Source organism: Arenibacter hampyeongensis (assembly GCF_002909255.1).
In the GTDB taxonomy this organism is placed as follows: Bacteria; Bacteroidota; Bacteroidia; order Flavobacteriales; family Flavobacteriaceae; genus Arenibacter; species Arenibacter hampyeongensis.
In genome coordinates this window covers 194484-219650 of record NZ_PIOB01000005.1, presented here as the reverse complement: position 1 = coordinate 219650, position 25167 = coordinate 194484, and the positions used below count along the sequence as shown (strand labels likewise).

Annotated in this window: 16 protein-coding genes; 2 read left to right on the top strand and 14 right to left on the bottom strand. The window is 39.4% G+C overall.

From position 1 onward, the window contains the following. Positions 1-354 precede the first annotated feature (354 nt). The 10 genes from CWD91_RS14070 to CWD91_RS14025 all read right to left on the bottom strand — a co-directional run bounded on the left by CWD91_RS14070 (position 355) and on the right by CWD91_RS14025 (position 14912). Positions 355-1665 carry a TRAP transporter large permease gene (locus tag CWD91_RS14070; RefSeq protein ID WP_192877674.1) on the bottom strand — a complete coding sequence of 437 codons (1311 nt, stop codon included), beginning with the start codon at positions 1663-1665 and terminating at the stop codon, positions 355-357. Further along, on the bottom strand, positions 1655-2143 hold the full coding sequence (locus CWD91_RS14065; RefSeq protein WP_103441593.1) for a TRAP transporter small permease: 489 nt from the start codon (positions 2141-2143) through the stop codon (positions 1655-1657). The genes CWD91_RS14070 and CWD91_RS14065 overlap by 11 nt, the downstream gene beginning before the upstream one ends. Then, positions 2143-3117: a TRAP transporter substrate-binding protein gene (locus CWD91_RS14060; RefSeq protein WP_103441753.1), complete on the bottom strand. Its 975-nt coding sequence runs from the start codon at positions 3115-3117 to the stop codon at positions 2143-2145. The genes CWD91_RS14065 and CWD91_RS14060 overlap by 1 nt, the downstream gene beginning before the upstream one ends. 184 nt (positions 3118-3301) lie before the next feature. Continuing rightward, positions 3302-4504, bottom strand: coding sequence for a mannonate dehydratase (gene uxuA / locus CWD91_RS14055; protein WP_103441592.1), 1203 nt, complete (start codon positions 4502-4504; stop codon positions 3302-3304). 218 nt (positions 4505-4722) lie between these two features. Continuing rightward, the gene (locus CWD91_RS14050; RefSeq protein ID WP_103441591.1) at positions 4723-5541 is read right to left on the bottom strand and encodes an SDR family oxidoreductase; all 819 of its coding nucleotides are present in this window, start codon (positions 5539-5541) and stop codon (positions 4723-4725) included. A 168-nt stretch (positions 5542-5709) separates the two neighbouring features. Further along, positions 5710-7086 (bottom strand): putative oxidoreductase C-terminal domain-containing protein, encoded by a 1377-nt coding sequence (locus CWD91_RS14045; RefSeq protein WP_103441590.1) that lies wholly within the window; start codon positions 7084-7086, stop codon positions 5710-5712. Between the two features lie 103 nt (positions 7087-7189). Next, on the bottom strand, positions 7190-8566 hold the full coding sequence (locus CWD91_RS14040) for a Gfo/Idh/MocA family protein (RefSeq protein WP_103441589.1): 1377 nt from the start codon (positions 8564-8566) through the stop codon (positions 7190-7192). Between the two features lie 71 nt (positions 8567-8637). Then, entirely contained in the window at positions 8638-9864 is a 1227-nt protein-coding gene (locus CWD91_RS14035) for a DUF6807 domain-containing protein (protein ID WP_103441588.1), read from the bottom strand. Positions 9865-9922: 58 nt separating this feature from the next. Then, a complete protein-coding gene (locus tag CWD91_RS14030) occupies positions 9923-11767 on the bottom strand; it encodes a RagB/SusD family nutrient uptake outer membrane protein (RefSeq protein WP_103441587.1) in 1845 nt (614 codons plus the stop codon). A gap of 16 nt (positions 11768-11783) precedes the next feature. Continuing rightward, on the bottom strand, positions 11784-14912 hold the full coding sequence (locus CWD91_RS14025; protein WP_103441586.1) for a SusC/RagA family TonB-linked outer membrane protein: 3129 nt from the start codon (positions 14910-14912) through the stop codon (positions 11784-11786). 274 nt (positions 14913-15186) lie between these two features. On the opposite strand from CWD91_RS14025, the gene CWD91_RS14020 reads away from it, so the two are divergent. Then, the gene (locus CWD91_RS14020) at positions 15187-16203 is read left to right on the top strand and encodes a LacI family DNA-binding transcriptional regulator (protein ID WP_103441585.1); all 1017 of its coding nucleotides are present in this window, start codon (positions 15187-15189) and stop codon (positions 16201-16203) included. Between the two features lie 9 nt (positions 16204-16212). Further along, positions 16213-17130 (top strand): ThuA domain-containing protein, encoded by a 918-nt coding sequence (locus CWD91_RS14015; protein WP_103441584.1) that lies wholly within the window; start codon positions 16213-16215, stop codon positions 17128-17130. Between the two features lie 118 nt (positions 17131-17248). On the opposite strand, the gene uxaC is transcribed toward CWD91_RS14015, so the two are convergent. From uxaC to CWD91_RS13995, 4 genes are all read right to left on the bottom strand, one after another. Continuing rightward, entirely contained in the window at positions 17249-18655 is a 1407-nt protein-coding gene (gene uxaC / locus CWD91_RS14010; RefSeq protein WP_103441583.1) for a glucuronate isomerase, read from the bottom strand. A gap of 70 nt (positions 18656-18725) precedes the next feature. Beyond that, positions 18726-20966 carry a DUF7133 domain-containing protein gene (locus CWD91_RS14005; protein WP_103441582.1) on the bottom strand — a complete coding sequence of 747 codons (2241 nt, stop codon included), beginning with the start codon at positions 20964-20966 and terminating at the stop codon, positions 18726-18728. Between the two features lie 240 nt (positions 20967-21206). Beyond that, positions 21207-21602: a response regulator gene (locus tag CWD91_RS14000; protein WP_103441581.1), complete on the bottom strand. Its 396-nt coding sequence runs from the start codon at positions 21600-21602 to the stop codon at positions 21207-21209. A gap of 194 nt (positions 21603-21796) precedes the next feature. Then, positions 21797-24835, bottom strand: a complete 3039-nt coding sequence (locus tag CWD91_RS13995; protein ID WP_103441580.1) for a PAS domain S-box protein — start codon at positions 24833-24835, stop codon at positions 21797-21799. Between the last annotated feature and the right edge of the window lie 332 nt (positions 24836-25167).

Sequence of the window (25167 nt, the reverse complement as noted above, 5' to 3'; positions counted from 1 at the left end):
ATATGAAAACTTTCATCGCAATTTATAAAAATATTTCATATAAGTAAATTTTATTGACAAATAAAACAATTGATTTTTACTAATAGTTAAATTTATTAATATGAATTTATTAAGATTATGTTAAGGAAAATAATTAGAATCCAAGCTGGAACAAGGATTCACAATACTTGATTGAACTTGAATTACTTAGGACGAGGACTTAGAAAGAAAGGACATAACAATTTATAAACATGGGGAATCCTTAAGGGAAATAAAAAAGCTGAAGTAAAAAAATCAAACAGGCAGTACATCAAAAAAAAGTCCCTATTACATTAAAGCAAAAGGGACTTTTAATAAAATTTAAAATCGAGATTATTATTCGATCAAACCAAATACTCTAGGCAACCATAATGATAGTTCAGGCACATAGGTAAGGATCAACAATACGGTCGTCATTGCCGCCAATAAAGGCAATAAGGGCTTGATAACTTTTGTGACCGGTACTTTGGCCACACCACTACCCACAAATAGCAGTGTACCTACTGGCGGGGTACATACCCCAATACATAAATTGAGAACGATTACCATTCCAAATTGAACCGGATGCATCCCCAATGCCATTACTACAGGCAAAAATATAGGTGTGAAAATAAGTACCGCCGGGGTCATATCCATAAAGGTACCCACAACGAGTAGCGTAATATTAATAAACAGTAGTACCAACAAGGGATTCTTTACAGATTCCAATAGGAAGCCTGTCAATGATTGTGGAATGGATTCGAAAGAGAACAACCAGGACATGGCCATGGAAGTTGATATCAAAAACATAACAATAGCTGTTGTCTTGGCACTTCGAAGAAGAATAGGCCTAAAATCGGCAAACTTAAGTTCCTTGTTCACAAAGCCCAACAAAATAGCATAAACTACGGCAATGGCTGCTGCTTCCGTAGCCGTAAAAATTCCGGCAACGATACCGCCCACTACTATTACCAATAAAGTTAAACTTAAGATAGCATTTTTAAAATCAATGAACAGTTTTTTAAAGCTCACCCTTTCCTCCTTGGGCAAACCTTTTTTCCTGGCATAAAAATAGACCATCAACATAATGGCCAAGCCCACTAATATTCCCGGAATATAACCCGCAATAAACAAAGCGGCCACAGAAGCGGTTCCTCCACTGGCCAAGGCGAAAATTATTAAAACATTGCTTGGAGGTATTAAAAGCCCTGTCGTTGATGCACTTATATTTACCGCGGCACTAAATTCCCTAGGGTATCCATCCTTCGCCATTTTTTCCGTCAAGGTACTCCCTATGGCGGATGCAGCGGCTATGGCCGATCCTGATATGGCACCGAACAACATGGCAGAGATAATATTTACATACGCCATGCCCCCTGGCAAACTACCAATAAGCGATTTTGCAAAGTCGATCAAGCGGTTTGCAATACCTCCACGGTTCATTATTTCTCCGGCCAATATAAAGAATGGAATGGCCAATAAGGCAAAATTATCTATACCCGTTGTCATTCTCTGACTAACAGTGGTAGTAGCTGGCATATAGGCTATATTGATCAATAAGGTAATGGTTGTAGATATTCCGATGGCATATGCCACTGGTACACCATAAGCCAACAAGCCCATAAAACTAATAAACAATACTAGGATACTTATGGTTTCAATACTCATTGTTGTTGGCGTTAAAGGTTATTTTAATGTGATACACGGAAAAGAAAATGATCATTAGACCACAAATAGGTACAATGGCGTAAACATAGCCCAAGGGAACCAATAAAGCTGGCGACAATTGCCCCAACTTTAAGGTAGTATAAACCAAGTTTCCTCCTCCAATAACCATGATGACCAAAGCGAAAACCGCCATAACCACCTGTATTATTCTATGTCTCTTTTTTTGTTTGTCTGCTGGAAGTTTAGATAATAAAAAATCCATGGAAAGATGGCCTTCCTTTTGTCCGTTGATATAAGCAGCACCCAAAACGGTTAGCCATATCAATGAAAATCTTGCAAATTCCTCAGTAAAGGAGCTGGATTGACCCACTAAGTACCTAGAGACTACCTGCCATACCACATCGAGCACCAATAAACTAAATATAAGTACCAACAATCCTTCAATGGCCTTATTCAATATTCTGTACGTCGTTTGCATTATTGATTGTTAATTTGGTCGATTATTTTTTTCATTTTGGGATCCTCCTTCAAATCCTCCAAAATAGACTTGGTCTTTTCTACGAAGGGACTTTTATCAGGATTGTAGATTTGCACATTGGCCTTTTCCAGAATTTCCATACCTTCCTCCACAGTTTCCTGCCAATATATTTTTTGTTTTTTTACGCTATCGTCTGCGGCTTCCTGTAACCAACCTTTTTCTACATCGCTCAAAGTATCCCAAAACTTGGTACCTACCACAACAACATCCGGTACCATACTGTGCTGGTCTAGGGTATAAAATTTGCACACCTCATAGTGGTTTGAAGTTACAAAGGAAGGAACATTATTCTCCGCACCATCTACAACCCTTTGTTGTAAAGCCGTATATAGTTCACCATAGGCCATTGGGGTAGCGGACCCACCTAGGTCGTTTACCATATTAACGGCCATTTGGTCGTTCATTACCCTTATCTTTTTACCCTTTAAATCCTCTGGCGTCTTTATAAATCCATCCAAGGTATAGAAGCTTCTACTACCGGCATCATAAAAACAGAGGCCACGTAGCAAATATTCACTGCCACCTTCCAAAAGTTCCTTTCCTATAGGTCCTTCCAATACATTGAACATATGTTCGCTGTCCCTAAATAAGTAAGGAACTCCCAAAACCCTATATTCCGGTGAAAAACTGGACATGGATGCTGCACTTACCTTGGTCATGGCCACACTGCCTATTTGCAATAATTCCAAGACCTCCCTTTCTGTACCCAATTGGCCATCGGGAAATATTTTAATCTTCAACTTTCCGCCCGATTTTTCATGAAGAGCCTCTTGCATGGCCAATATTCCTTTATGGACCGGATGCGTTATTGGCAGGGAGTGGGCAAAGAATAAGGTTTTGTGATCAGTAATATCTGAACAAGAATACAAGCCCAAACATGCCAAAACGCCAATCACTACAACTAAATTTTTCATTAGGGATTTATAAACTTGCATATACATTTTATTAATTGAACGTTAACGTTAACGCAATTGTCTCTTATATTTTCTTTCCAAAACTTAAAAATACTCATTTTTTGAACTTTAGCAACTATTCCATATAATTCTGGCCATACGATTGCGTCTTCCTTAATTATCCACTCTCCCTTTTAAATATTCTTTATGTAGTTTTTATGAGCAATTCCCTGATGCCCTTTTCCAATCCGTGAAGCTCGGCCATGCCAATTGCCCTTCCAATTAAGGAATACCCGGAGTAAAACTCATCTTTCCTTTTTTTATCATCCAACAAAACATGTCCGTGATCTGGCCTGATAGGTATGGCCACCTCTCCAAGTCCACTTTGATGCCTCCTTTGTTGTTCCTTAACAATCTCCAGCATTATCTTGGGCATAGGTATGGACCCATCCAAATGGGCAGCTTCATAAAATCTACCATCTTTTTCCCTTGAAACATTTCTTAAATGTAAAAAATGAATTTGGGATCCAAAATCCACTATAATTTTAAGCAGATCATTGGATTCTACCGCACCCAAGGATCCCGAACAAAACGTTAATCCGTTGCTTGGAGACGGAGCACAATCCAAAATATATTTTAAATCCTCATAAGTAGAGGCAATGCGAGGAATTCCAAAAACAGGGAATGGTGGGTCATCGGGATGCAGGGCCATTTTTACGCCCAGCTTTTCGGCTTCTGGAATAATAGCCTTTAAAAAATATGCCAAATTTTCTCTAAGTACGGCTTTTTCTATCTTACTTACCTCCTCTAAGGTGGCCCTAAAATCGGAAAGTGGAATACCGTCCTTGGAACCGGGCATTCCTGCCAAAATAGCACCTTTTAGGCGCTCACGGCCCTCTTGGTCCAGTGTCCTATAATAATGTTCCGCCTTATTGACCAATTCATCTCCATAAACCTCAGCTGCCCTATCCCTTTGAAGGATATACAAATCAAATGCGGCAATAGCCACAGGGTCGTACAACAAGCTTAGTGCCCCGGTGGGAAGAAGATAATCCAATTGGGTACGGGTCCAATCTATCAATTGCATAAAATTATAGCAGACTACCTTAATGTTATTTTCTGCTAAATTTTGGAGGGTCTCAATATAATTCCGAATATAGATGTCCCGTTCAGGTAACCCGTATTTAATTGCCTTATGGATATTAACGCTTTCAACTACGGACCACTCCAAGCCGTTGGACTCTATTTCTTGCTTAAGTTCCCTTATTACTTGTGATGACCAAACCTCTCCAATGGGTACCTGGTGGCAGGCAGTTACAACGCCCGCAACACCTAGTTCCTTGATATCCTTTAGGCTCACTCCAAAACTGGGCCCGAACCACCTTAGTGTTCTTTTTAAATATTTCAATTATCAGCGTTATTAATAAGTTATTTCTTTGTAATAATAAGGACTTCCCGACAGTATTTGGACTACGCTCAGCATAACGCTTCTAATATTCACGGCAATCCCTCCAGATCCGAAAACACAGCCTAACCCCCGCAAAAAATCGGGGCAGGCTTCTCTACATAGGAGAACTTGATCTACGGTCGAATTATTATATTGTCATATTTTTGAATATGCAAAAATCATACCCCTGAGAAGGAACTAAAACCTCCGTCGATATCATAAATGGTACCAGTCACAAAAGAAGAGGCGTCACTGAGCAGATAATGTACCATTCCGTTAAGTTCGGAGGCGTCTCCAAAACGACCCATAGGAGTATTGGTAATGATCTTTTCTCCCCTGTCCGTAAAGGACCCGTCCTCATTGGTCAACAGTCTTCTATTCTGATTTCCGATAAAAAATCCGGGGGCAATGGCATTCACCCTTATCTTATCACTAAACTTAGAGGCCAGTTCATTGGCCATCCACTTGGTAAAAATATCCACTCCTGCCTTGGCCATGGAATAGCCCAATACTCGTGAAATGGTCTGTTTAGCGGCCATAGAAGATATATTTATAATAGATCCAAAACCTTGTTTTGCCATAATTTCACTAAGCACTATAGTTGGAATTACGGTACCGAACAAATTTATGTCCACTACCTTTTGGGTATCCCCAAGTTCAATATCGTAGATTGTTTGATCCGGTTTCAAAGTGGCACCGGGAATGTTACCTCCTGCCAAATTCACCAAACCATCCAACCTCTTAAACTGGGTGATTATAGTGTTCTTCAATTCGGTTAATTGACTTTCATCCATTACATCAAGAACAAACAAATGAGCACTATTCGGACGAATTTCATTTAATTCTTTGCATTTTTCTTCCAGTTTATCCAAGGACCTGCCCAAGAGCAATACTTTGGCTCCATTTTCCACAAGATATTTGGCAATTGACCCTCCTAATGTTCCAGTTGCACCGGATAAGGCATATATTTTATTTTCAATCGAAAAAAGTTTACTCATCAATTTTAAATTTTATTATTCTATTTTACGAAACCCAAAGATAATATAAGGGAGCAATTAAGGGTAAATTAAATAAGATCTCCCCGAAAGTAATAAATGCAAAGGTTTACATAGTTTAACCAGTTTCCATAATTCCTTTTACAAAATGTAAATAAACATACTTTCGCATTATTTTTTGGCCATCTTATAGCCTTCAATGGTGGTGTAATATTTGGTAATCATATTGGGTATCTCCCAGTTTGGCAATTTACCTTCTTCCAGATAACGCAAGTAATTTTGGGTTACTTGGCCAAAATGTGCCTCATGACCAATTTTAAATTCATCGGGAATATTAATTTTCCACATATTTTCTGACTCCTTTTCAGCTTTCGTTCCTGGAAATTTAGTGCTTATAGTCTGCGCAAGCGCATTGGAAATAAGATTATCAAAATTTTCCCCTCCCTTGGATCTGATATACAAGGTGGGCTTAAAATTTTCCTCCTTACCTTGTTTAATAATAAGATCACTTTTAGTCCCCCTCATAATGCTATAATGGGTATCCCCGGTGCCTTCAGGGGCTTCATAATTCCAAATCACGGACACCTTGGCGTACTTCCCCTTAATTTTATAAAGCATTTCCCCATTGCAGTACACCTTAAGTTTATCGCCATCCATATCCTTTTTAAGATAGTCGGGAAAACTGTCCAGTCCTGTAACCCTAGTAAATTCCTCCAAAGTCAAAACTGTCGGCCAACGCTTTGCCTTGACCATTTCTATGTCCGTTCGGTCAATAATCTGATCCGGAAAAAGTTCCCATTGCACCAAATCCACCAAGTGGGTAGTTACATCTACTATCCCCTCACCCTCTTCATTTACGTCAAAAAACCATGCCGGCCTTACCAATGGCTGGCCAGAAACATACTTAAAAAAATGGTGTACACTTTCCTTAATTATTGCCGGTTCCTCAGGATTACCTTCCAGCACTTGGCCAAAGACCTCTGGCAACATGGAAAACTGCCTTTGCATTCCGGTAGTAACTTCAAAACGCTCGGTCATAATATCATAAATCATGACCCCATTGTCTTCAGCAATTTTGAAAGCCTCTTCCAATTTCTGGAATCCTTCAGGGTTAATCACCAGTGGCTTGTCCGCATAAACGTTTAACCCAGCTTTTACCGCTGCCATAATATAATCTATCTTTTTGGAGTTTTTACCGGCCACCACCATGACGTTACCAGGTTTTTGGGCAATCATTTTTTCTAAATAATCATCCCCAAAATAATTATTAATCTTCCATTGGGTGGGGGATTCGGACCGGGAATTGTAGGATTCAATTTTACTTAAAAAATCACTTACCTCCGGCCCTTGGGGTGCAAAAACATAAATAGTGGAGTCAACGGCCTTATACATTGTTTTTTGAACCAAGGCCGCATGAAAATGCCCAGGGTCCAAGGTCATTAATCTTACCTTGTCAGGAGCACTATCGGCAGTTACTTTCACCTCTTCTTTTTTTTGACCACAACCTAGGAACAATACTAAAATGAGAGTGGATATACTATACTTCATCTATTGGATTTTTTTAGTGAATAATGACAAACCCCTCCTTAGTTCAAGTTATTTTGACCAAAGGAGGGATTATTTTTACGTCATTCAATATACAATATGTTTCTTAAACTTTTACATGGTCCGTGCCGTAAGGCTTTCTCTGTTCCCTATGCAGCATGGCATTTGCCTCATTATCATTAATAAACATCTCCTTCTCGTTGTCCCACTCCAATTTTCTATCAAACTGCATGGCTATATCACTTATCAAACAAGTTACACAAGCCTTATGCCCTTTCTCAATAGGCGAAATTGGGGCTTTTCTTGTCTTGATGCAGTCCAACCAGTTCCCGTGCTGATCATCGATCTTCTCCAAATGGGTCTCATTTTCGCCAATTACCGATTCCAATATTTTGGGATCTGAAGCATTTAGGGCCTTACTACTCTTTTCCTGATCTACTGGATCTGAAGCAGAAGCCTGATAAGCCCCACGGGACACAAAGATCCATCCTTCCGTACCCTCATAACGTATTCCGTTGGTATAACCGCCACTGGTGTAGACCGTAATTCCGTTGTCATATTCGTGTTTTACAAAGAAATCGCCATGTACGTTCCACAGTCCCGATTTTGGAAACTCCGCCAAGGCTTCTACAGATTTCGGCCCAGTTAATTCGGTATCCATTCCCCATGCGGCAGAATCATAATGGTGCTGTCCCCAACCTGTAATCATACCAGCCCCATAACTTCTTAGTCTAAGCCATCCCGGTCTACCGTAACCAGTTTGTGGGTGCACGCCAATCTCTGTATATGGAACCTCTGGAGTAGATCCTAACCACATATCATAATTCAAATTACCAGGTATTGGCATAGCAGGTGCTTCAGGCCCAGCTGGATCTCCTGGAAGTCCGATCTTTACGGTATGTATTTTACCAATACGACCATTTCTGACCAGCTCTGCCGCCACTCTAAATTGGGGCATGGCCCTTTGCTGTGTTCCAACTTGAAGTATAACGCCTGTTTTCTGAACGGCATCACGCAACTGTTGACCTTCCCTTATGGTAAGCGATGTAGGTTTTTGAAGGTATATATCCTTGCCTGCCAATGCTGCCTCCATTGCCGGCTGGGAATGCCAGTGGTCAGGTGTACTTATAACCACGGCATCAATGTCCTTATTGAGTAACATTTCGCGATAGTCATCGTAGATTTTGGTATCCATGTATTTATCCTTCCCCGTTTTCTCTTTATAGAATTTATCCACCAAAACCTTGGCATCTGCAGCCCTATTGGAATCCAGATCGCACACGGCAACATAACGGGATTGGTCGAACCTGATGGTATCATGAATATCATGGTCGCGGGCAATACGTCCACAACCAATTTGCCCAATATTAATCTTATTGCTAGGTGCGTTCTTTCCAAATACACTTGCTGGAACTATAGTTGGAAATCCAACTACGGCCGCAGTGGTCAATAATGAGTTATTAATGAATTTTCGTCTTTGCATCTTTTTTTGATTTTAATTTAATTCACAAATTATTTGATTGAAAACAATGGCAAATTCCCCTGTCCCCAAATTTAATTATTAACAATTCCGGGCATCTGCGCAAAACTCTTCCAATACGATTCCGCTTCCTCAGCCGTAAGTTTGCCATCAAAAACCACCATCCTATATTTTAGACGATAGTCTTTATTAGGCTCAATTTTCCATTCCTCGTGACGTATTGGGCAAAATTCGAAAAACATATCCCCCCTGCCACCATTTCCATCAATGGGCCATATACGCATTGGTTCTGGGTGGGCCCTGTTTTCAGGGTAACTTAAAAACAAAACACCATTGGTCCCCTTGCCATCTGCAGATTCCCCGGTTACCATACACCAGCGGGCGTTGGTGCCATCAGCGGTGAGGCGATCGTTGCCTTCCGAAGTAAGCACGGAACAATTATCCTTATGCCAGCGTTCCGTAAAACGCATTCCCAAACCTCCCCCATAGCGATAGGCTTCAAAAAGAATACCGTTTTCCAAAGGTGAGGTAAAATTGGAAGTATAATCTACCATGTACCTATCTGGCCGACCCAAGTCCCACACCTTAACATCCAAATCTTCGTTCAGGGCTACTTGATTATCCTTGGAAGCTTTTAAGTTAATATGCTCTTGACGGGCATTGAAACCTCCATATAAGGCCCCAGAATAAATATCGTTAAAATCCTTAAAAAGCACCGTCCCTTGTCGCTCCACCAAATTCCAAAAGTCGACCCGTTCCCCTTCAATCTGTGTGTGTGTCCACGGCCCCCATATGCCATAATGATGGTAATGGTCTGGAGGTTGAATTCGACTAAGGGTATCTCCCGAGGGAGAAAGCAAAGGATGGAGGTATCCGGATTTTCGAAAGATGGAATCCACACCTTCTGGAGGATATGTCATTCCATATCTATAGGTCAGCAATGGAATGGAACCTATTGACAATTGAAGGTTTCCATTACTTTTATCCGTTTTGACTCCTTCCGAACTACTGGCTTTCACCTCTTGCTTTACTATTTCATAAGAACCGTTATTGTTAGGCGTATGAACAAACCATAGCCTTTTCAGACCATTATCAATTTGAAAAGGGATCTGTTTGCCATTATTCATCAATACCAAATTACTTTGGCCGTCAACATCTCCCAACCCTAAAGAATCAACTTTTAATGAAATTGGAGAGGCTTGAGTAATTCCATCCTTCTCGGCTATTTTAAACTTATATGCTTCTTTGTGATTACAAGACAGTAAGAACATTACAACATAACCAAGAAATACATACTTCATTTAAATAGGTTTAAAGGATGGAATTTACAAAAAACTAATTAACTCAATTCTTCTATTATTATTCAGGGATAGTGGTCAGGGGTGGAATATTATTTTCCGCTCCGGGATATCCTTCGTTTTGGTTTATTACCCCTTGTGTATTGGCATTAATTGCCGAAGCAGGAATTGGCCATAACACATGATAAGGGCTCATGGTATATTCATCACCGTGAATAGTTTTCACACCCTTATTGTAAAAGTCGGTAACTTCCATTATTCGGTCATACCAAAAATTATCGGTTGAAAAATTATCCAAACTATAGGTCTTACCATTGTATGCTGCTTTACCCGTCTTAGCAAAAATATAGGCCATACGTGTTAGCTCGGTTTTTCTTCCTTCCTCATAATACAATTCCCTTGCACGCTCATCCAAGATATAAGCGATATCCACATCGGCAGCCGTAATTTCATCTGCCTCCGCCCTTCTTCTCACAACATTGATATCCTCTGCCGCAGCACCTAAATTCCCTTTCCAGAAGTAAGCCTCGGCCCTTAACAAATAAGTTTCAGCAACCCTATACACATACCAATCGCCATGACCGCCTGAAGGCTTCACATTTAATGGATCTGGAACAAAAAATTTGTAATGTGGAAAACCATACCAATTTCTTATAGTATCTGAACAAAGTGGAGTACCATTGGGTAAATAAAGCTCCAAATTCTTTCCATAATAGGAGTTTCCAGAACTTTGTAGACTAGGTGCATTGTACACTAAATCTTCCATATCGTACCAGTTACCCAGCTTATGACGTTGGTCATTATTTGCATCTTTCCAAATCTCCTTGGTACTGTAATGTGTGCCCCTATTTCTACCAATACCCCTACCTATTGCCGTAACTTGATCAATATCTATTCCAGGGGCATCGGACATTCCATTCTGGCCATCCGGAGTATTGATAAAGCGCCACCAAAGGGGCACTGCTTGTCTTTGAATGCTGGTACCACCTGCATAGTCACCATTGTCCTCATAACCCAACCTATCTATTACGACCAGTATCCCCTCAGTATTGCCAGGAATACTTTTGTTTTCCACACGATGTAAATCCCAGGTAACATCCTTGGCCGCGTTGCCGGCATCAATCCCAAACCTATCCGTGGTAAGGGAATGCGTACTCCCATTGATTATTTGGGAAGAGGAAGCTATAGCTTCATCAAAATCGCCCAAGGCAAGATTAACTTTTGTCAATAAATGCAACAACGCATCTCTATTTATATCGCCATTGTTTGCCACGACATTCACCATGGGAACCGCCAAATTAAGGTCTTCCTGAACTTTTCTAAGGATGGTCTCCCTGGCTGTAGTAACAAAATCCAAGCGTGCCGAGGTAATCTCTTCCAATATTAAAGGGACATCCCCAAACTGCTGGGTCAACCTATAATACCTGTAAGCTCTATGAAACAAGGCACGTCCCAAAATATCATTTTTTTGCGCATCACTTTCAAACTCTGCGTCATCCAATCTTCCTATGACGGTATTGGCATATTTAATTCCTTTATAAAATTCTTCCCAAAACCAGCCTATTCTATTAAAGTTGGCACTATTTAGGTTTGCATCGGGTAAAATCAATAGATTTAAATCCTGGGCAGGTCCTGATTTATCCGTTGTTCCTTCTACTGAAACCTCAGAAAAGATATTCTCTGTAATCATAGGCGCTCCATCCCCATAAAACTCTGCCCTCAAATTCCTCATAGCCTGTGACAAAAGGCTATTTAATCCTTCCGGTGTATTTAAGGCATTACTAGGAGTAAAGAACGATTGTGGATCTGCATCCAAGAATTCTTCCTCACAGCCCGTGAAGGCCAAGGCCACAATTAGGGTAAAGCTTAAAAAGGCTTTTCTATAGTTGTATATAATATTTCTCATCGTTATTATTTTTTTATTAAAGACTTAAATCAATTCCAAAGGTGAAAAACCTAGGTGTAGGCAAACTTGGATCTGTACTTCCATTGGAATTTCTTCCGTCTATGTTGGTTGGCTCTGGATCGTAAAAATCCCAATGAGGTGCATAAACCGCAACATTTCTAGCGTTGGCATATAACCTAAGACTCTGCAAAGACAATTTTTCAAGAAGGGGTTTTGGAAATCTATAAGCAATGGTAATATTGCTTAAACGAATAAATGAAGCATCTCTCCAAATGGCAAAATTGGAACTACCATCGCTTGAAAACAATCTTGCATAATCGTTAATTGGATTATCCGGTGTCCAGAATGGGGTTTGGATGGAGTTGGTCCTATCTATAAAACCGTTTCTGTTTTTCGCCTCATTAAACACCCTTTTTTGACCCCAATTTGAATAAACCTCAAAGGAAAAATCAAAATTCTTTAGCATCGTGAATCTATTGGACATAGCCCAACTGAAGCGTGGTGATCTATGTCCCTGAAAAACATTATCATCCACGGTAAAATCCCCACTGTTATCCACATCATTTATTTTCCAATCACCTGGAAAAACGCCATACTCAGCAGCCTGGGCCGCTTCATTGGTCTGCCAGATACCTATGGCTTCCTGGCCCCAAATAACGTCAGTGGCCTGTCCTATGAAACGTTGATTGGTTATGTCATCCAATTCCTTTCCATTTTCATCAAGGTCTCCATATAATTTCCTAATCTCATTTCGATTCAAAGAGAAGTTAAAACTGGTATTCCATTGAAAATTCTCCCTATTATAATTTTGGGTAGCCAATGTGAATTCCAAACCTTTGTTCTCTATTTCCCCCAAATTGGTAGTTACATTGTTGAAACCGATAATATTTGGCAACTCCCTGGTAACAATTAGATCGTTAGTAATATTTTGGTAAGCCTCAATAGAACCTTCAACCACTCCGTTGGCCAAACTAAAATCCAACCCTAAATTGGTAGCTTTGGTACGCTCCCATCTCAGTTCCGTATTTTCCTGGGTTCCATTGTCGAATGTAGGAACAGTAATAACATTGCCCCCGGCATCAACGTTTAAATATTTATTGGCACCAAGCCTTGATAGCGCGGTAAACCTACCAATATCCCGATTCCCGTTTTCCCCATAAGACAATCTAAGTTTTAGGAAATTAACAAATTCCGAATTAAAAAAAGATTCATTGGAAATGGTCCAAGCACCTGCTATGGAAGGAAAATATGCTCTTTTATTGTTGGTTCCAAAGGCAGAGTAACCATCCCTACGCATAGTCATGGTTAAAAGGTAGCGGGAGTCATAATTATAATTCAATCGCGTCATAACTGCATCGCCCGTACTTGTTTCATCCTCACTGTCCACTGTTTGCACAGTACCCAATTCCAATGCACTATAGCCCAAGGCATCACTAGGTTCAAATGTATTGGCCCTAGCACGGGTTAAATAGCTTTGATACTTTTCCCCATACACCAAAAACATTAAATTAAAGGAGTGCTTATCTATAGTTTTGTCCCATCGCAAAATATTATCCAACTGCCATTCATTAATCTTGGTCACCTGTCTTTCAGCAGAACCCACTACATTTTGTGGGCTAGCTGCAGATGAATGATTGTAATATTCTTGAAATTCCAAACGATTGGTATACCCTACTTCATAGGAGAAACCCAATGGCAATTTTAATTTGGCATACACTCTAGAATTAAAGGTATGGTCCAAGTCTATACGATCATTAAACTTCTGAGCCAAAAATGCGTTAACAGCACCCGCGCCGTTATCGTCCTGAGGACTTAGGCGTATATTACCATCATCATCAAATTCAGAACCCCAGGGTGAAGATCTTTCTATCTGACCGCGGTCTGCGGCTATAAAACCTTCATTACGTTTTGCAAATTGAGTATTCATCCCAACAGTCAGCCAATCGGTAATCTTGGCATCCAAATTTAATCGTGATCGCAATGCCTCAAATTTTTCACCGTTGATTATACCCTCATTAGAGGTTCTACCAATGGACCAATAATAATTCAATCCACCATTTCGTCCGGAGATACTGGTATTGATATCATTTCGAAAACCTTTCTGCATTATCCTATCGTACCAATTGATACTGTTCCCAGCTAAATAATTTTCTATTTCTACGTCCTGAAACCCTATTCTGTTCAACCAGGCCCTAGTGGGGTCACCAGCAGATCCATCATAGGCCAACCATTGATCCAAGCTTACCCCAGATGGCAAGTTATTGGGGTCATTATATCTTCCCGGATTATCTATAGTATTCTGTGGATTGATACTTTTGAATACTTCAGTTCTCCAGTTTACATACCCTTGTGCGTCGTATGGCCGCTCCTTATAGGCATCAGATGCCATTCCCACACTAGTATTGATATTAATGGTAGGCTTATCACTGGTTCCTCTTTTTGTGGTCACCAAAATAACACCACTTGCCCCCCTTGCTCCATAAACGGCGGCAGAACTGGCATCTTTCATTACATCCAGCTTATCAATATCCGAGGGAGCAATATCCGAAAGGTCCCCATTATAGATCATTCCGTCCACTACTATCAATGGACTTGAACCTGCACTAAGACTGTTATTCCCTCGGATTCGGATTTGACTGGTACCTTTAGGAGAGGCAGAAAGCCCAATGCTAAGGCCAGCCACATTCCCTCTCAACACATCGGTCACCGAGTTGGTAGATTGGTCGGAAAGTGCGGCCGCATCAACTTGTGAAATAGCCCCGGTTAAATCCTTCTTTTTCACTGCGCCATAACCCACCAATACCACCTCATCCAGGGTAGATGCAGTAGATTGCATAGTAACATCAATTAGAGCATTGCCATTAATTGGTATTTGCTGCTCTTCAAAACCAATATAACTAATAGTCAATGTGGCATTTTGGCTGGCCACCTCAAAACTAAAATTTCCATCAAAATCCGAAACCACCCCATTGGTTGTTCCTTTTTCAATAATGGATGCTCCAGGTAGTGGAACACCAAACTCATCTACTACGGTGCCCGAAACGCCAAAACCATCTTGCCCATAAGCGTTCATTGAAAATAGTGTACAGAGAAGTGTAAGCAGTAATAACACTCTGCACCTCACATTTTTAAATAAATTTCTCATACATAAATGTTTAAAGTTGGTTAGTTAATGAATTTTTGTCACGAATGGAAAACCAGATCATGATCACATTCTGGACAAATCTAAATAATTGCATTTTATTACGCAACCGATTGCGTTGTTAAGTTGGTAATTTTTAACTAAAAAAATCATTTTTGTTAAATATTTGTCGTGATATCCCAATAAATTCGCATTATTCATCACTCACCTCAAAATACACTTTGATAATTAAATTTTATTTGTAATATTGTTGCAGAGTTTGTGCAACAATATTTATATGGACAAGAGAATAACAATTTACGATTTAGCAAAAACACTAGGGGTTTCTGCCGGAACCGTAAGTAGGAGTCTAAACGACCATCAATCCATAAGCCAAAAAACCAAGGATCGCGTAATTTCCAAGGCCAATGAACTCGGCTACAAAACCAATAAATTTGCGGTAAACCTAAGCAAACAAAAGTCCAATACTATAGGAGTTATTGTCCCAAAACTAAATTCCAATTTCATGTCCACTCTTTTGGCTGGTATTGAAAAAATAGCCAACGAAGCAGGCTATAATTTAATTATAAGTCAATCCTTGGAATCCACTGAAAAGGAAATAATAAATGCCAAGACCCTATACGATAGCGGGGTAGATGCCCTTTTGGTGTCCTTGGCATATGACACTTCCAACTTTGATCATTTTGCTAATTACATTAGAAACAAAATACCTCTAATCTTTATAGATAGGGTGCAGGATCTAACCAATTGTTCCAATCTAATAATCGACAACAGATTGGCCGGGCTTGAAGCTACCGAACATCTAATAGCCCAAGGTTGCAAAAACCTTCTCTATATAGGAGGAAACTTAAAACGTAATGTATACTCGGAGCGGTTACAGGGATTTAAGGACGCTCTAGAGAAGCATCAATTGGATTTTAACAAAACCCATTTCTTGGAAACCAATCTTAATCCTGATGATGTGGAATCTGTAACACAGCACATTGTGAATATTAAAAAACCAATAGATGGACTTTTCGTAGCCAGCGATAACTTTGCGGCCCATATCATGAAAGCACTTAAAAAAGAGAATTATAAAATTCCCCAAGACATAAAAATAGTCGGTTTTAACAATGACCCCATTTCCGAATTGATCACTCCCACTTTAACCACCATAAATTACCCCGGTTACGAAATGGGTGTTTTGGCGGGTCAAAGTGTCATTAGCCAGTTGAACGGAAGTATCGACCTCCATTCGGCAAATTCCATCACCCTAAGACATAACTTAATAAAAAGAGAATCTACACTTAAATAATTACTTACGATGAACAAAACAGTTTACACCCTAATGACATTTCTTTTTGTTGGAACAATTTTCGCCCAAGGACTCGAAGAATTTCCCATAACCGAACAATGGCTGGCCAAAATTGAATCGCTTGCTCCTTCCGCACCAAGAGTTGAGGCAGAAACCAAAAAAATATTGGTTTTTTCGCAGCATACCGGATTCTACCATTGGACCATTCCACACAACGACGAAATGCTGAAAATCCTAGCGAGGAAATCGGGAGCATTTGAAGTGACCATTGCCCATGACATAGATAGTTTTAATAAAAAAAATCTAAAACAATACGATGCCATAATTTTAAACAATTCCAATCCGGCCGGACCTAAACGGGACTTGTTCTGGGACCTACTAAAAAAGAACAGTAGCTTGGATGATAATACCATTGCCAAAATGGCGGCCGAATATGAAAAAAATCTTATGGCTTATGTGGCCAAAGGCGGAGGTCTAATGATCATGCATGGGGCGATCACGGTTCAGAACAACTCCAAGGAATTCAGCAAGATGGTAGGAGGTAGCTTTGACTACCATCCAAAACAACAGGAAATGCACCTTAAAGAGGTCAGCCCCAATCATCCCATGGTGCAGGCCTTTAAAGGGAAGGGATTTACCCACGCGGATGAACCCTATTTCTTTAACAATGCCTATTCGGATTATAATTTTAGACCTCTATTGTACATTGAGGCAGATAAACTGGAAGGTGTTAAAAAAGAAGTCACGGACAACACTATCTACGTGTCGTGGATAAAACGACATGGCAAAGGCAGGGTGTTTTATAGCTCCCCTTCACATAACGCACAGAGCATGGACAATCCGGAATTGCTGCAGTTCTTTTTAGATGGTATGCAATACGTGGTTGGCGATCTTAAATGTGACGATAGCCCTATTGGAAGACCTTGACCCGACCCCTTATCAATTCAATAACATCAGTAAAAAATGCGCATCATAAAAAAAGATGCGCATTTTTTATTCCTTGCCATAAGTAAGTGATGGACTTAAATAGCCACTTTAAAAAGTCCTATTTGTTAAAATCGAAAAAGTTTTTGGCGTTGTAATAGGAAATGTCCGATACAATCTTTCCCAACAATTTTTCATCTGCCGGCAACTCGCCATTTACAACATCATTTCCTATCAAGTTACATAAGATCCTTCTGAAGTATTCATGTCTAGGAAAAGACAAAAAGCTCCTGGAATCGGTCAACATTCCCACAAAACAACTTAAAAGCCCCATATTGGAAAGTACATTCATTTGTTTTTCCATTCCGTCCTTCTGATCTAAAAACCACCATCCTGAACCAAACTGTACCTTTCCACGTACACTGCCGTCATTGAAGTTACCCACCATTGTAGCTATAACTTCATTATCGGAGGGGTTAAGATTGTAGATTATCGTTTTGGCCAATTGATCTGTTCCGTCCAACTCATTTAAGAAACCGCTCAATGCACGTGCCTGGGAAAAATCCCCAATAGAATCGAACCCGGTATCCGGTCCTAATTTGGACAACAACCTTTTGTTATTATCGCGGATGGCTCCTATATGAAATTGTTGCACCCATCCTTTTTTATGATAGCACCTTCCTAAAAACAGCAATACCTGGGACTTAAAATATTGTATTTCTTCCACAGTTAGCGACTTACCATCCAAAACTTTTTTAAATAGGCTTTCAGCATCATAGGTGCCTTCCTTGAAATAATACAATTGCTCCAAACCATGGTCAGCCAGCCTACCGCCCTGCTCATGGAAGTAGTTGATCCTATTTTCCAGAGTAGCCAATAAATCATTAAAAGATGTAATGTTGATATTGGATGCTTCCCCTAATTTCTCCATATAGGCAACATATGACCCACCCTGTTCTATGGCAAATGTCTTATCTGGACGGAAGGTTGGAAAAACTTTTGGAGTTATTCCTTTTTGCTTTATGCTTTTATGAAATTGTAGGGTATCCACGGACTCGTCCGTGGTACACAATGACTCCACTTTTTGCTGCTTCAAAAGCGCTATGGTGTTATGTGAAGGTTGTTGTAACATGGCCGATGCCCTATCGTAAATTTCCTCTGCATTATCCGGTCCCAACAACTCTTGAATCCCAAAATAACGTTGCAATTCAAGATGCGTCCAATGGTACAAAGGATTTCTTACCGTGTACGGTACTGTTTCCGCCCATTTAATAAACTTTTCCTTGTCTGTGGCATCTCCAGTTATATAATGCTCATTTATCCCAAAAGCGCGCATGGCACGCCATTTATAATGATCACCGGCCAGCCAGGCCTGACTTATATTTTTAAAAACCCGGTTCTCTTCAATTTCTTGGGGAGGAAGATGATTGTGGTAGTCGATTATCGGCAGCTCCCTTGCATAATTGTGATATAAAGTTTTTGCAAAGTCGCTTTGCAATAGAAAATCATCATTTATAAAAGTCTTCATCCTTGTACCTGATTTAATATAATTCTTAATCTACGAACTTTATCATTGAATGCCCTTCTACTATCTAAGGTTATTTTCCAATATGCTTATGCAATTCCTCTTCCGTATACTCCATCCCGTCTTTTGACTTGATCTCCCGAAGTTCCTTTATTTTTTCAGGTTTTAAACCCTTGGGGTTAACAGAAAATGCATTGGTCACATAAGATATTATATCGGAGATATCCTTATCGGAAAGATTCTTATTGTACTTAAGGCCTGGCATTTGATGGTTCTCATCATACAATTCCCCTTTTATTGTCAGAGGACCTTTTAAGCCATGAAGAATAATAAGCCCCAATTGTTCCAAATGGGTGGAAATATACTCGGAGCCCAAGAGTGGTGGTGCCAAGCCTTGGATACCCTCACCGCTAGACGAATGACAGGAGGCACATATTTGTCGGAACAGAATAGCCCCATTGGTCCTGGAATCCGCCCTTGCAATTTTTGAAGAATAAATATAATTTGGCTTGTCGTTTACCTTACGTTCCATACTTTCAGTTGTTAGACTGGCGAAGTCAGAATTCTTAAGGCTTTCAAATTGTCCAAGTTGGGAATCAAGGGAGTTTATAACATCTTCCGATCCACTGACAATGGCTTCCTGATATATTTTCTTATCACTGTATTTACTCGACAAATTATAAATTAAAGGAAAAAATACTTCCTGATCGTATTTGGCCCAAATCCCCAATGTTGACGAAAGGTACAGATCAAGCATAGGCTCATTTCTATTCATCGCCTCACTGAAAAGTATCTTAGCTCTGGGTACATTAATTTCAGAAGCGAAATCCTCCAATAGGACAATAGCATGTGATGATGCCTCAGGACCTGCATTTTGAATCATGTCTATTAAGAAATCGAAAGATAGGGCATTTAGTCCCTTTAACACATAGAGTGCGTGCAATTGTGCCAAAGGACTATTATTGTCCAAAGCCAATTCCTTTAATTCTGGCAGGGTTTCCCTATTATTTTTATGTATCAAATATTGTTGGGCACGATCTCGTACCCACCCGTTGGTATCCTTCAATGATTCAACCAACTGGGATCCTGAAAAAGTCTCAAGATCAGGAATGCTCCTGGCTGGCTTGTCTTTGCTTCGAACCCTTAAAATCCTACCATAATCCAATATAGTGTCCAATTTTTTCTGGGCTGATATTTTTTTCAAATAAGGGCTCAAAAATGCATAATGTTGTATTACACCGCGGTGCATATCTACAACATACATATTTCCATCGGGTCCGTTAGCTAGATTTACCGGACGGAACCCTTCATCCGTGGAAGCCAAAAACTCCTTTCCCTGCCACGCCTGTTTGGCTTCAATCCGATCTCCATAAAAAGACAGAATGTTCCTTTTGATCAAATTGACCTCTGGAACGCAAACAAAAACATTTTGATCGTAACCAACGGGAAACATTCCTCCCCTATATACCAATGGGCCACAGGCAGCAGTAACATTTACCAATAGACTATCTTGGTTCAAAACCCCCTCTTCATATCCACGGTTTACAGAGGCTGCATGAAGTGGATAAACACGTTGATCTTTGGTCAAGGCCACATCGACTCCCTTTTTGGGAACAAAATACTTATTCCGGACCAATCTATTTGGTAATATATGATCTCCCAACAACTGAGTGGAATTATTATTGTAATAAAGTCTTCCAAAATTATCATGGGAAATACCCCATTGCCCTCTCTGGGTAGTAGGTTCTTTTATCCACACCCCATTCTTACGCTGATACCTGAAATTGGATTTAGCATTGTAGATCCAGTTATCCAAATTCATCATTAAGCCATTGGGCTGATGTTCCGGATTACCCACAGTGGCATAAAGTGAATCTACCAGCACCCTATTCTCAGGCTTATCATTCTCAATTTCAACAAACCATAGGTTGGGCGATTCGGCATACAAAAGTCCACCGTAAACCAGTGCCAATGCTCTAGGCATCACCAAACTATCCAAAAAGATTTTGGCGTGATCCATAACTCCGTCTTGGTCAAGATCCTCGAGAATTTTAATAGATCCACTTGGCAAGTCTTCCCCATCGCCGTCCAAATTGACCATAAATCCGGCCATTTCAGCTACCCAAATCCGGCCCTTAGAATCAAAATCTATAGCGACCGGTGCCGTCAAAAGAGGTTCGGACGCCACCATTTCCAACTCAAAACCTTCTTCAACCCTGTAATCCTCCAGTGATATCCTAGGTTCATCAAAGGATGGTTTACATGATATTACGGTAAAGGAAAGAAAAAGGAAAAAACAAAAAAGTAATCTCATTAATTAAAGTAGTTTGTATTCTTTAAACTTGAAAAGGCCACTAAAATAATGCAGGGGCAATTAAAATACTAATGGATTAATATATATTTGGCAAAAAACAGGCTATCCGAACAATACTCTATTTATTTGGAGAATATTAATGAATTAACAAATGCCGTTCCAAAGCCAAGTCAACGACAAACACAACGTGCATACCTTGAATAGTGTATCAAAACTAGATATCAGATGGAAGAAGGAACTCTATCCATCAATTTCTTGGGCCAATTCCTTAATTTTAGCATCTGTCAAGGGCTTGACAATAAAACCATTTACAGTTCCATATTTTTTGGCACGCTCTATATCTCTAGAATCTACGGAAGAACTCAAAATATATAGCCTAATGTTCTTTTCCAAGGGTAATTTGGCAAACTCGTCCAAAAACTCCCATCCGTCCATTATAGGCATGTTCAAATCCAAGAATATAAGCTCGGGCAACCCCTCTTCAGATTCAATTAGAGGTGTAATTACATCAAGAGCTTCCTGCCCATTTTGGCAAACAAGAAAATCGGAGGCAAAATTATTATTCCTTAAAAGTATCTTAGATCCAAAAACAAAAATAGGGTCATCATCAATTATGCATATTGTATTAATCTTCATTCCTGTATATCTTGTTTATCATTCACTTAAAAAACTCATTTCTTGTTACCCTATAGGATTTGTTCTTTACTAAAATAATTTATTTTTCTTAATTAGAACTTCTAATGATTATTAACAAATTGTTATATAGTAAACATAACTGCTTTAATGCTCTTTCAGAATCGCTATCAGCAAATAATAAAAATGACCCTATTTTATAAAACGAATCTAAAATATGCCGTGAATTTAGTGCCTTTATTTAATTCACTTTCTACCTCGATCCTGCCACCCATGGCTTCTATCTGATTCTTACTGATAAAAAGTCCGATGCCACGTGCTTCCGGGTGACTATGAAATGTTTTGTACATCCCAAAAAGCCTTGAACCGTATCGTTCCAAATCGATACCAAGTCCGTTATCCTCAAAACTTAAAAAAGCATATTCTCCATTTATCCCACCGGCTATTTTCAATTCTGGCAAACGTTCGGGAGATCTATATTTTATAGCGTTGGTTATAAGGTTTAGAATAATACTCTCCAGATAGGCATGTACTGCCAATACATTAATATTGTCCGCCACATCCACATGGATTATCGCCTTGTTTTTCTTAACTAGAGGTTCAACGGTTTTCATTGCCTTATGGACCCTTTTTAATAAGTTTTGAGAGGATAAGGTTGAACTCACTTGTGAATTTATCTCCACAATCTCGCTCAACTGGTGAATAGTTTCGTTCATATTATCCGAAACTACCTTAATATTGCGGTAGTATTCATTTTTAATTACATTGGGATCCTCTTGAAATGCCAAATCCAACAACATGGAAATATTGCTAGTGTGTGATCTTAAATTATGCGAAACAATATGGGCAAAATTGATCAGGCGGTTGTTATGCTCCGTAAGATTTTCGGTCAATTGTTTTTTATCTGAAATATCCTGAATCTGAGCCACCAAATGAGTAACCTTACCAGCGTCATTTTTAACGGCGGCTATTGCTGCATTTACCCAAACATAGTCCCCATTTTTATGCACACAACGCTTCTCCAACTTAAACGACACTTGTCCCCCACATTCAATTTCCACCAACATGCCCTTAAGTCTACCCATATCCTCTTGATGTGCCAAATCAAATATTGTTTTTTCAAGAACTTCGGTCTCACTATATCCCAATATTTCACATATTCTAGGGTTGGCCTTACTCAACCTTCCCTGCAAATCTATAACCAACATACCAATTGCGGCATGTTTAAAAGACCTTCTGAACTCCTCTTCTTTGACCGCCAATTCTCTTGTAGCCTTGGCCTTTTCATCAATATCCTGAAAAAAACCATATAATCTTGTACAGACCCCATTTACCATTTCCGCAATCCCAATTGTTCTGGACCAAAATACGGTTTGATCCGTAGAAACTACCTGTAGTTCAAGATCAAAACCTTCGCCTTTTTCGGTGGCCGTTTTTATAGCCTCTATAAGGACTTCCCTGTGCTCCCCTTCCTGAAAAAAAGGATATACTTCTTCTAAGGCAGGGACATAATCCTCAGGTACCTTTACCATTTTTTTTATGGTAGGGCTCCAATAAACAGTATTGGTTCCTAAATCCAGCTCCCAGATACCAATTTTGGCAGCTTCATTAATGCGCTTCATTATGTCCGTGTTATGGGCCAATAGAATTTCATTCTGTTTACGCTTTGTTATATCTTGTACTTGGGATACAAAATGAATAATGTCCCCCTGGTCATTATGTATTGCGGACATGGATATATTGGCCCAGATAACAGATCCCTCTTTGTGTATAAACCTTTGTTCTAACCTTATATATTTATGCCTACCAAGAAACAATTCTTTTATATAGCTTCTGTTTAATTTTAAGTCGTCTGGATATGCAATAAGCTCAAGATCTATCCGCTGTAATTCAGCCTCCGTATAACCGAAAATATGGCAAAATCTTTTGTTGGCCTTTATCAATTTATTTTTACCATCAATCAAAGCCATTCCCATTGCAGAGTGGTTAAAGGTTTGCCTAAATTGCTCCTCCCTAAACCTAATTTCCAATTGTACCTTTTTAATTTCATCAATGTCCTGTATGAGTCCATACAACTTTACACACTTATTGGCTATATGCTCGGAAACACCTATTACCCTCACCCATTTCAAGTTACCGTTCTGCGTCTTTATTTGCAAATGCTCATCAAACTCAATAGGTTTTTCGAGAGATTGAGAAACAATCTTCTTTATACGTTCACGATTTTCACCCTTCAAATAAAAATCCAAGCCTGCTTCCAATGTTGGTGTATAATCTTCCGAAACCTCGTGTATTTGCTTATTGACCTTACTCCAAAAAACAATATTTTCCTGTTGGTCCACTTCCCAATACCCAATTTTTGCAGCTTCACTAGACCGTTCAAATAGATTTTTATACTTTTCCAACAAGATTTCATTGGCCTTACGACTACTTATATCGTAATGAATGCCTGATACGATTTCGGCTATGCCCTCTGCATTGTATTTGGAAATCTCTCCACGGCTTAAGACCCATACCCAATGCCCCATTTTATGTTGCATTCTAAATTCCACCTCATATATACCACTTTCTTTAACATGGTTTTCCAAAGAAATATCTATCAACTTATTATCCTCCGGGTGGACCAGCTTTAAAAAAGTGCCATAGTTTAATGGTTCCAGCTCTGCCAATGTATATCCGAACATTTCGGCCCATCTTTCATTACAAACTATATTTCCGGTTTTTAAATTACCTTCCCATATCCCAATATTGGCCCCCTTTACAACATTTTTATAATGTTCCTTCCAATCCGTTAATTGTCTTTCATTTTCTTTGTATTTTTCAATACTGAAGGCAGACCCCAAAAGTGCATGGGCATCCCCAGATTCGTCCAATATCAAATTACCTCTTAAATTGAACCACAGGGAATAACCCTTTAAATGGTTCAATCTTATATCAATATTTAAAGGGTGTTTTGCAGAATCGTTAATATGCCTTTTACAGGCGTCTTGGATAAGAACTAGATCCTTCATATTGATCAATGATAAAAAATTGACCCCTATAACCTTTTTTGATGTTGAAGTATAACCGAGTAATTCTGACAATTTATAACTAATACCACCCTTTTCTGGATTTTTTAAATTCCAACACCATATGCCATCCGTAAAATTTTCTTGGTTGGGACTTAAAAAATCCCCTTCCTTTTTTAATAGATCGCCAAATTCATGTTGTAAGGTATTCTTATTATTTATTGGCATATAATCCTCCTATTTTAAATGTAATCATTTCCTTAAACCTCCTATACACCTAATTGCATCCGAAATTTTAGTGCTTAAGACCAGCAGGTAAAATTAACCCCGCTTAAATCAAAATTACCCAGCATAGTTGTGCCGCACAGTTTGCACGCCATTATATGCCGCTTAAAAGGAGAGGGGGGAATACCTAGTAGTCGTGACTTTTTTCCCGATCGCTATAGACATAATGTATTTGAGAAACCAGTATATCCCCAAATATAAACAAAGAAACCGTTAACTAAAACGATTTCAAAATTGACAAGGTATATCTGGCTTAAAACAATATTCACTTAAGA

Bases quoted from the DNA above. Each gene is read 5' to 3' on its own strand.
- CWD91_RS14060 (WP_103441753.1), bottom strand. From the start codon at position 3,117: ATGAAAAATTTAGTTGTAGTGATTGGCGTTTTGGCATGTTTGGGCTTG.
- CWD91_RS14005 (WP_103441582.1), bottom strand. From the start codon at position 20,966: ATGAGATTACTTTTTTGTTTTTTCCTTTTTCTTTCCTTTACCGTAATA.
- CWD91_RS14045 (WP_103441590.1), bottom strand. From the start codon at position 7,086: ATGAAGTATAGTATATCCACTCTCATTTTAGTATTGTTCCTAGGTTGT.
- CWD91_RS14020 (WP_103441585.1), top strand. From the start codon at position 15,187: ATGGACAAGAGAATAACAATTTACGATTTAGCAAAAACACTAGGGGTT.
- CWD91_RS14025 (WP_103441586.1), bottom strand. From the start codon at position 14,912: ATGAGAAATTTATTTAAAAATGTGAGGTGCAGAGTGTTATTACTGCTT.
- uxaC (WP_103441583.1), bottom strand. From the start codon at position 18,655: ATGAAGACTTTTATAAATGATGATTTTCTATTGCAAAGCGACTTTGCA.
- CWD91_RS14000 (WP_103441581.1), bottom strand. From the start codon at position 21,602: ATGAAGATTAATACAATATGCATAATTGATGATGACCCTATTTTTGTT.
- CWD91_RS14050 (WP_103441591.1), bottom strand. From the start codon at position 5,541: ATGAGTAAACTTTTTTCGATTGAAAATAAAATATATGCCTTATCCGGT.
- CWD91_RS14070 (WP_192877674.1), bottom strand. From the start codon at position 1,665: ATGAGTATTGAAACCATAAGTATCCTAGTATTGTTTATTAGTTTTATG.
- CWD91_RS14035 (WP_103441588.1), bottom strand. From the start codon at position 9,864: ATGAAGTATGTATTTCTTGGTTATGTTGTAATGTTCTTACTGTCTTGT.
- CWD91_RS14030 (WP_103441587.1), bottom strand. From the start codon at position 11,767: ATGAGAAATATTATATACAACTATAGAAAAGCCTTTTTAAGCTTTACC.
- CWD91_RS13995 (WP_103441580.1), bottom strand. From the start codon at position 24,835: ATGCCAATAAATAATAAGAATACCTTACAACATGAATTTGGCGATCTA.
- CWD91_RS14065 (WP_103441593.1), bottom strand. From the start codon at position 2,143: ATGCAAACGACGTACAGAATATTGAATAAGGCCATTGAAGGATTGTTG.
- CWD91_RS14015 (WP_103441584.1), top strand. From the start codon at position 16,213: ATGAACAAAACAGTTTACACCCTAATGACATTTCTTTTTGTTGGAACA.
- CWD91_RS14040 (WP_103441589.1), bottom strand. From the start codon at position 8,566: ATGCAAAGACGAAAATTCATTAATAACTCATTATTGACCACTGCGGCC.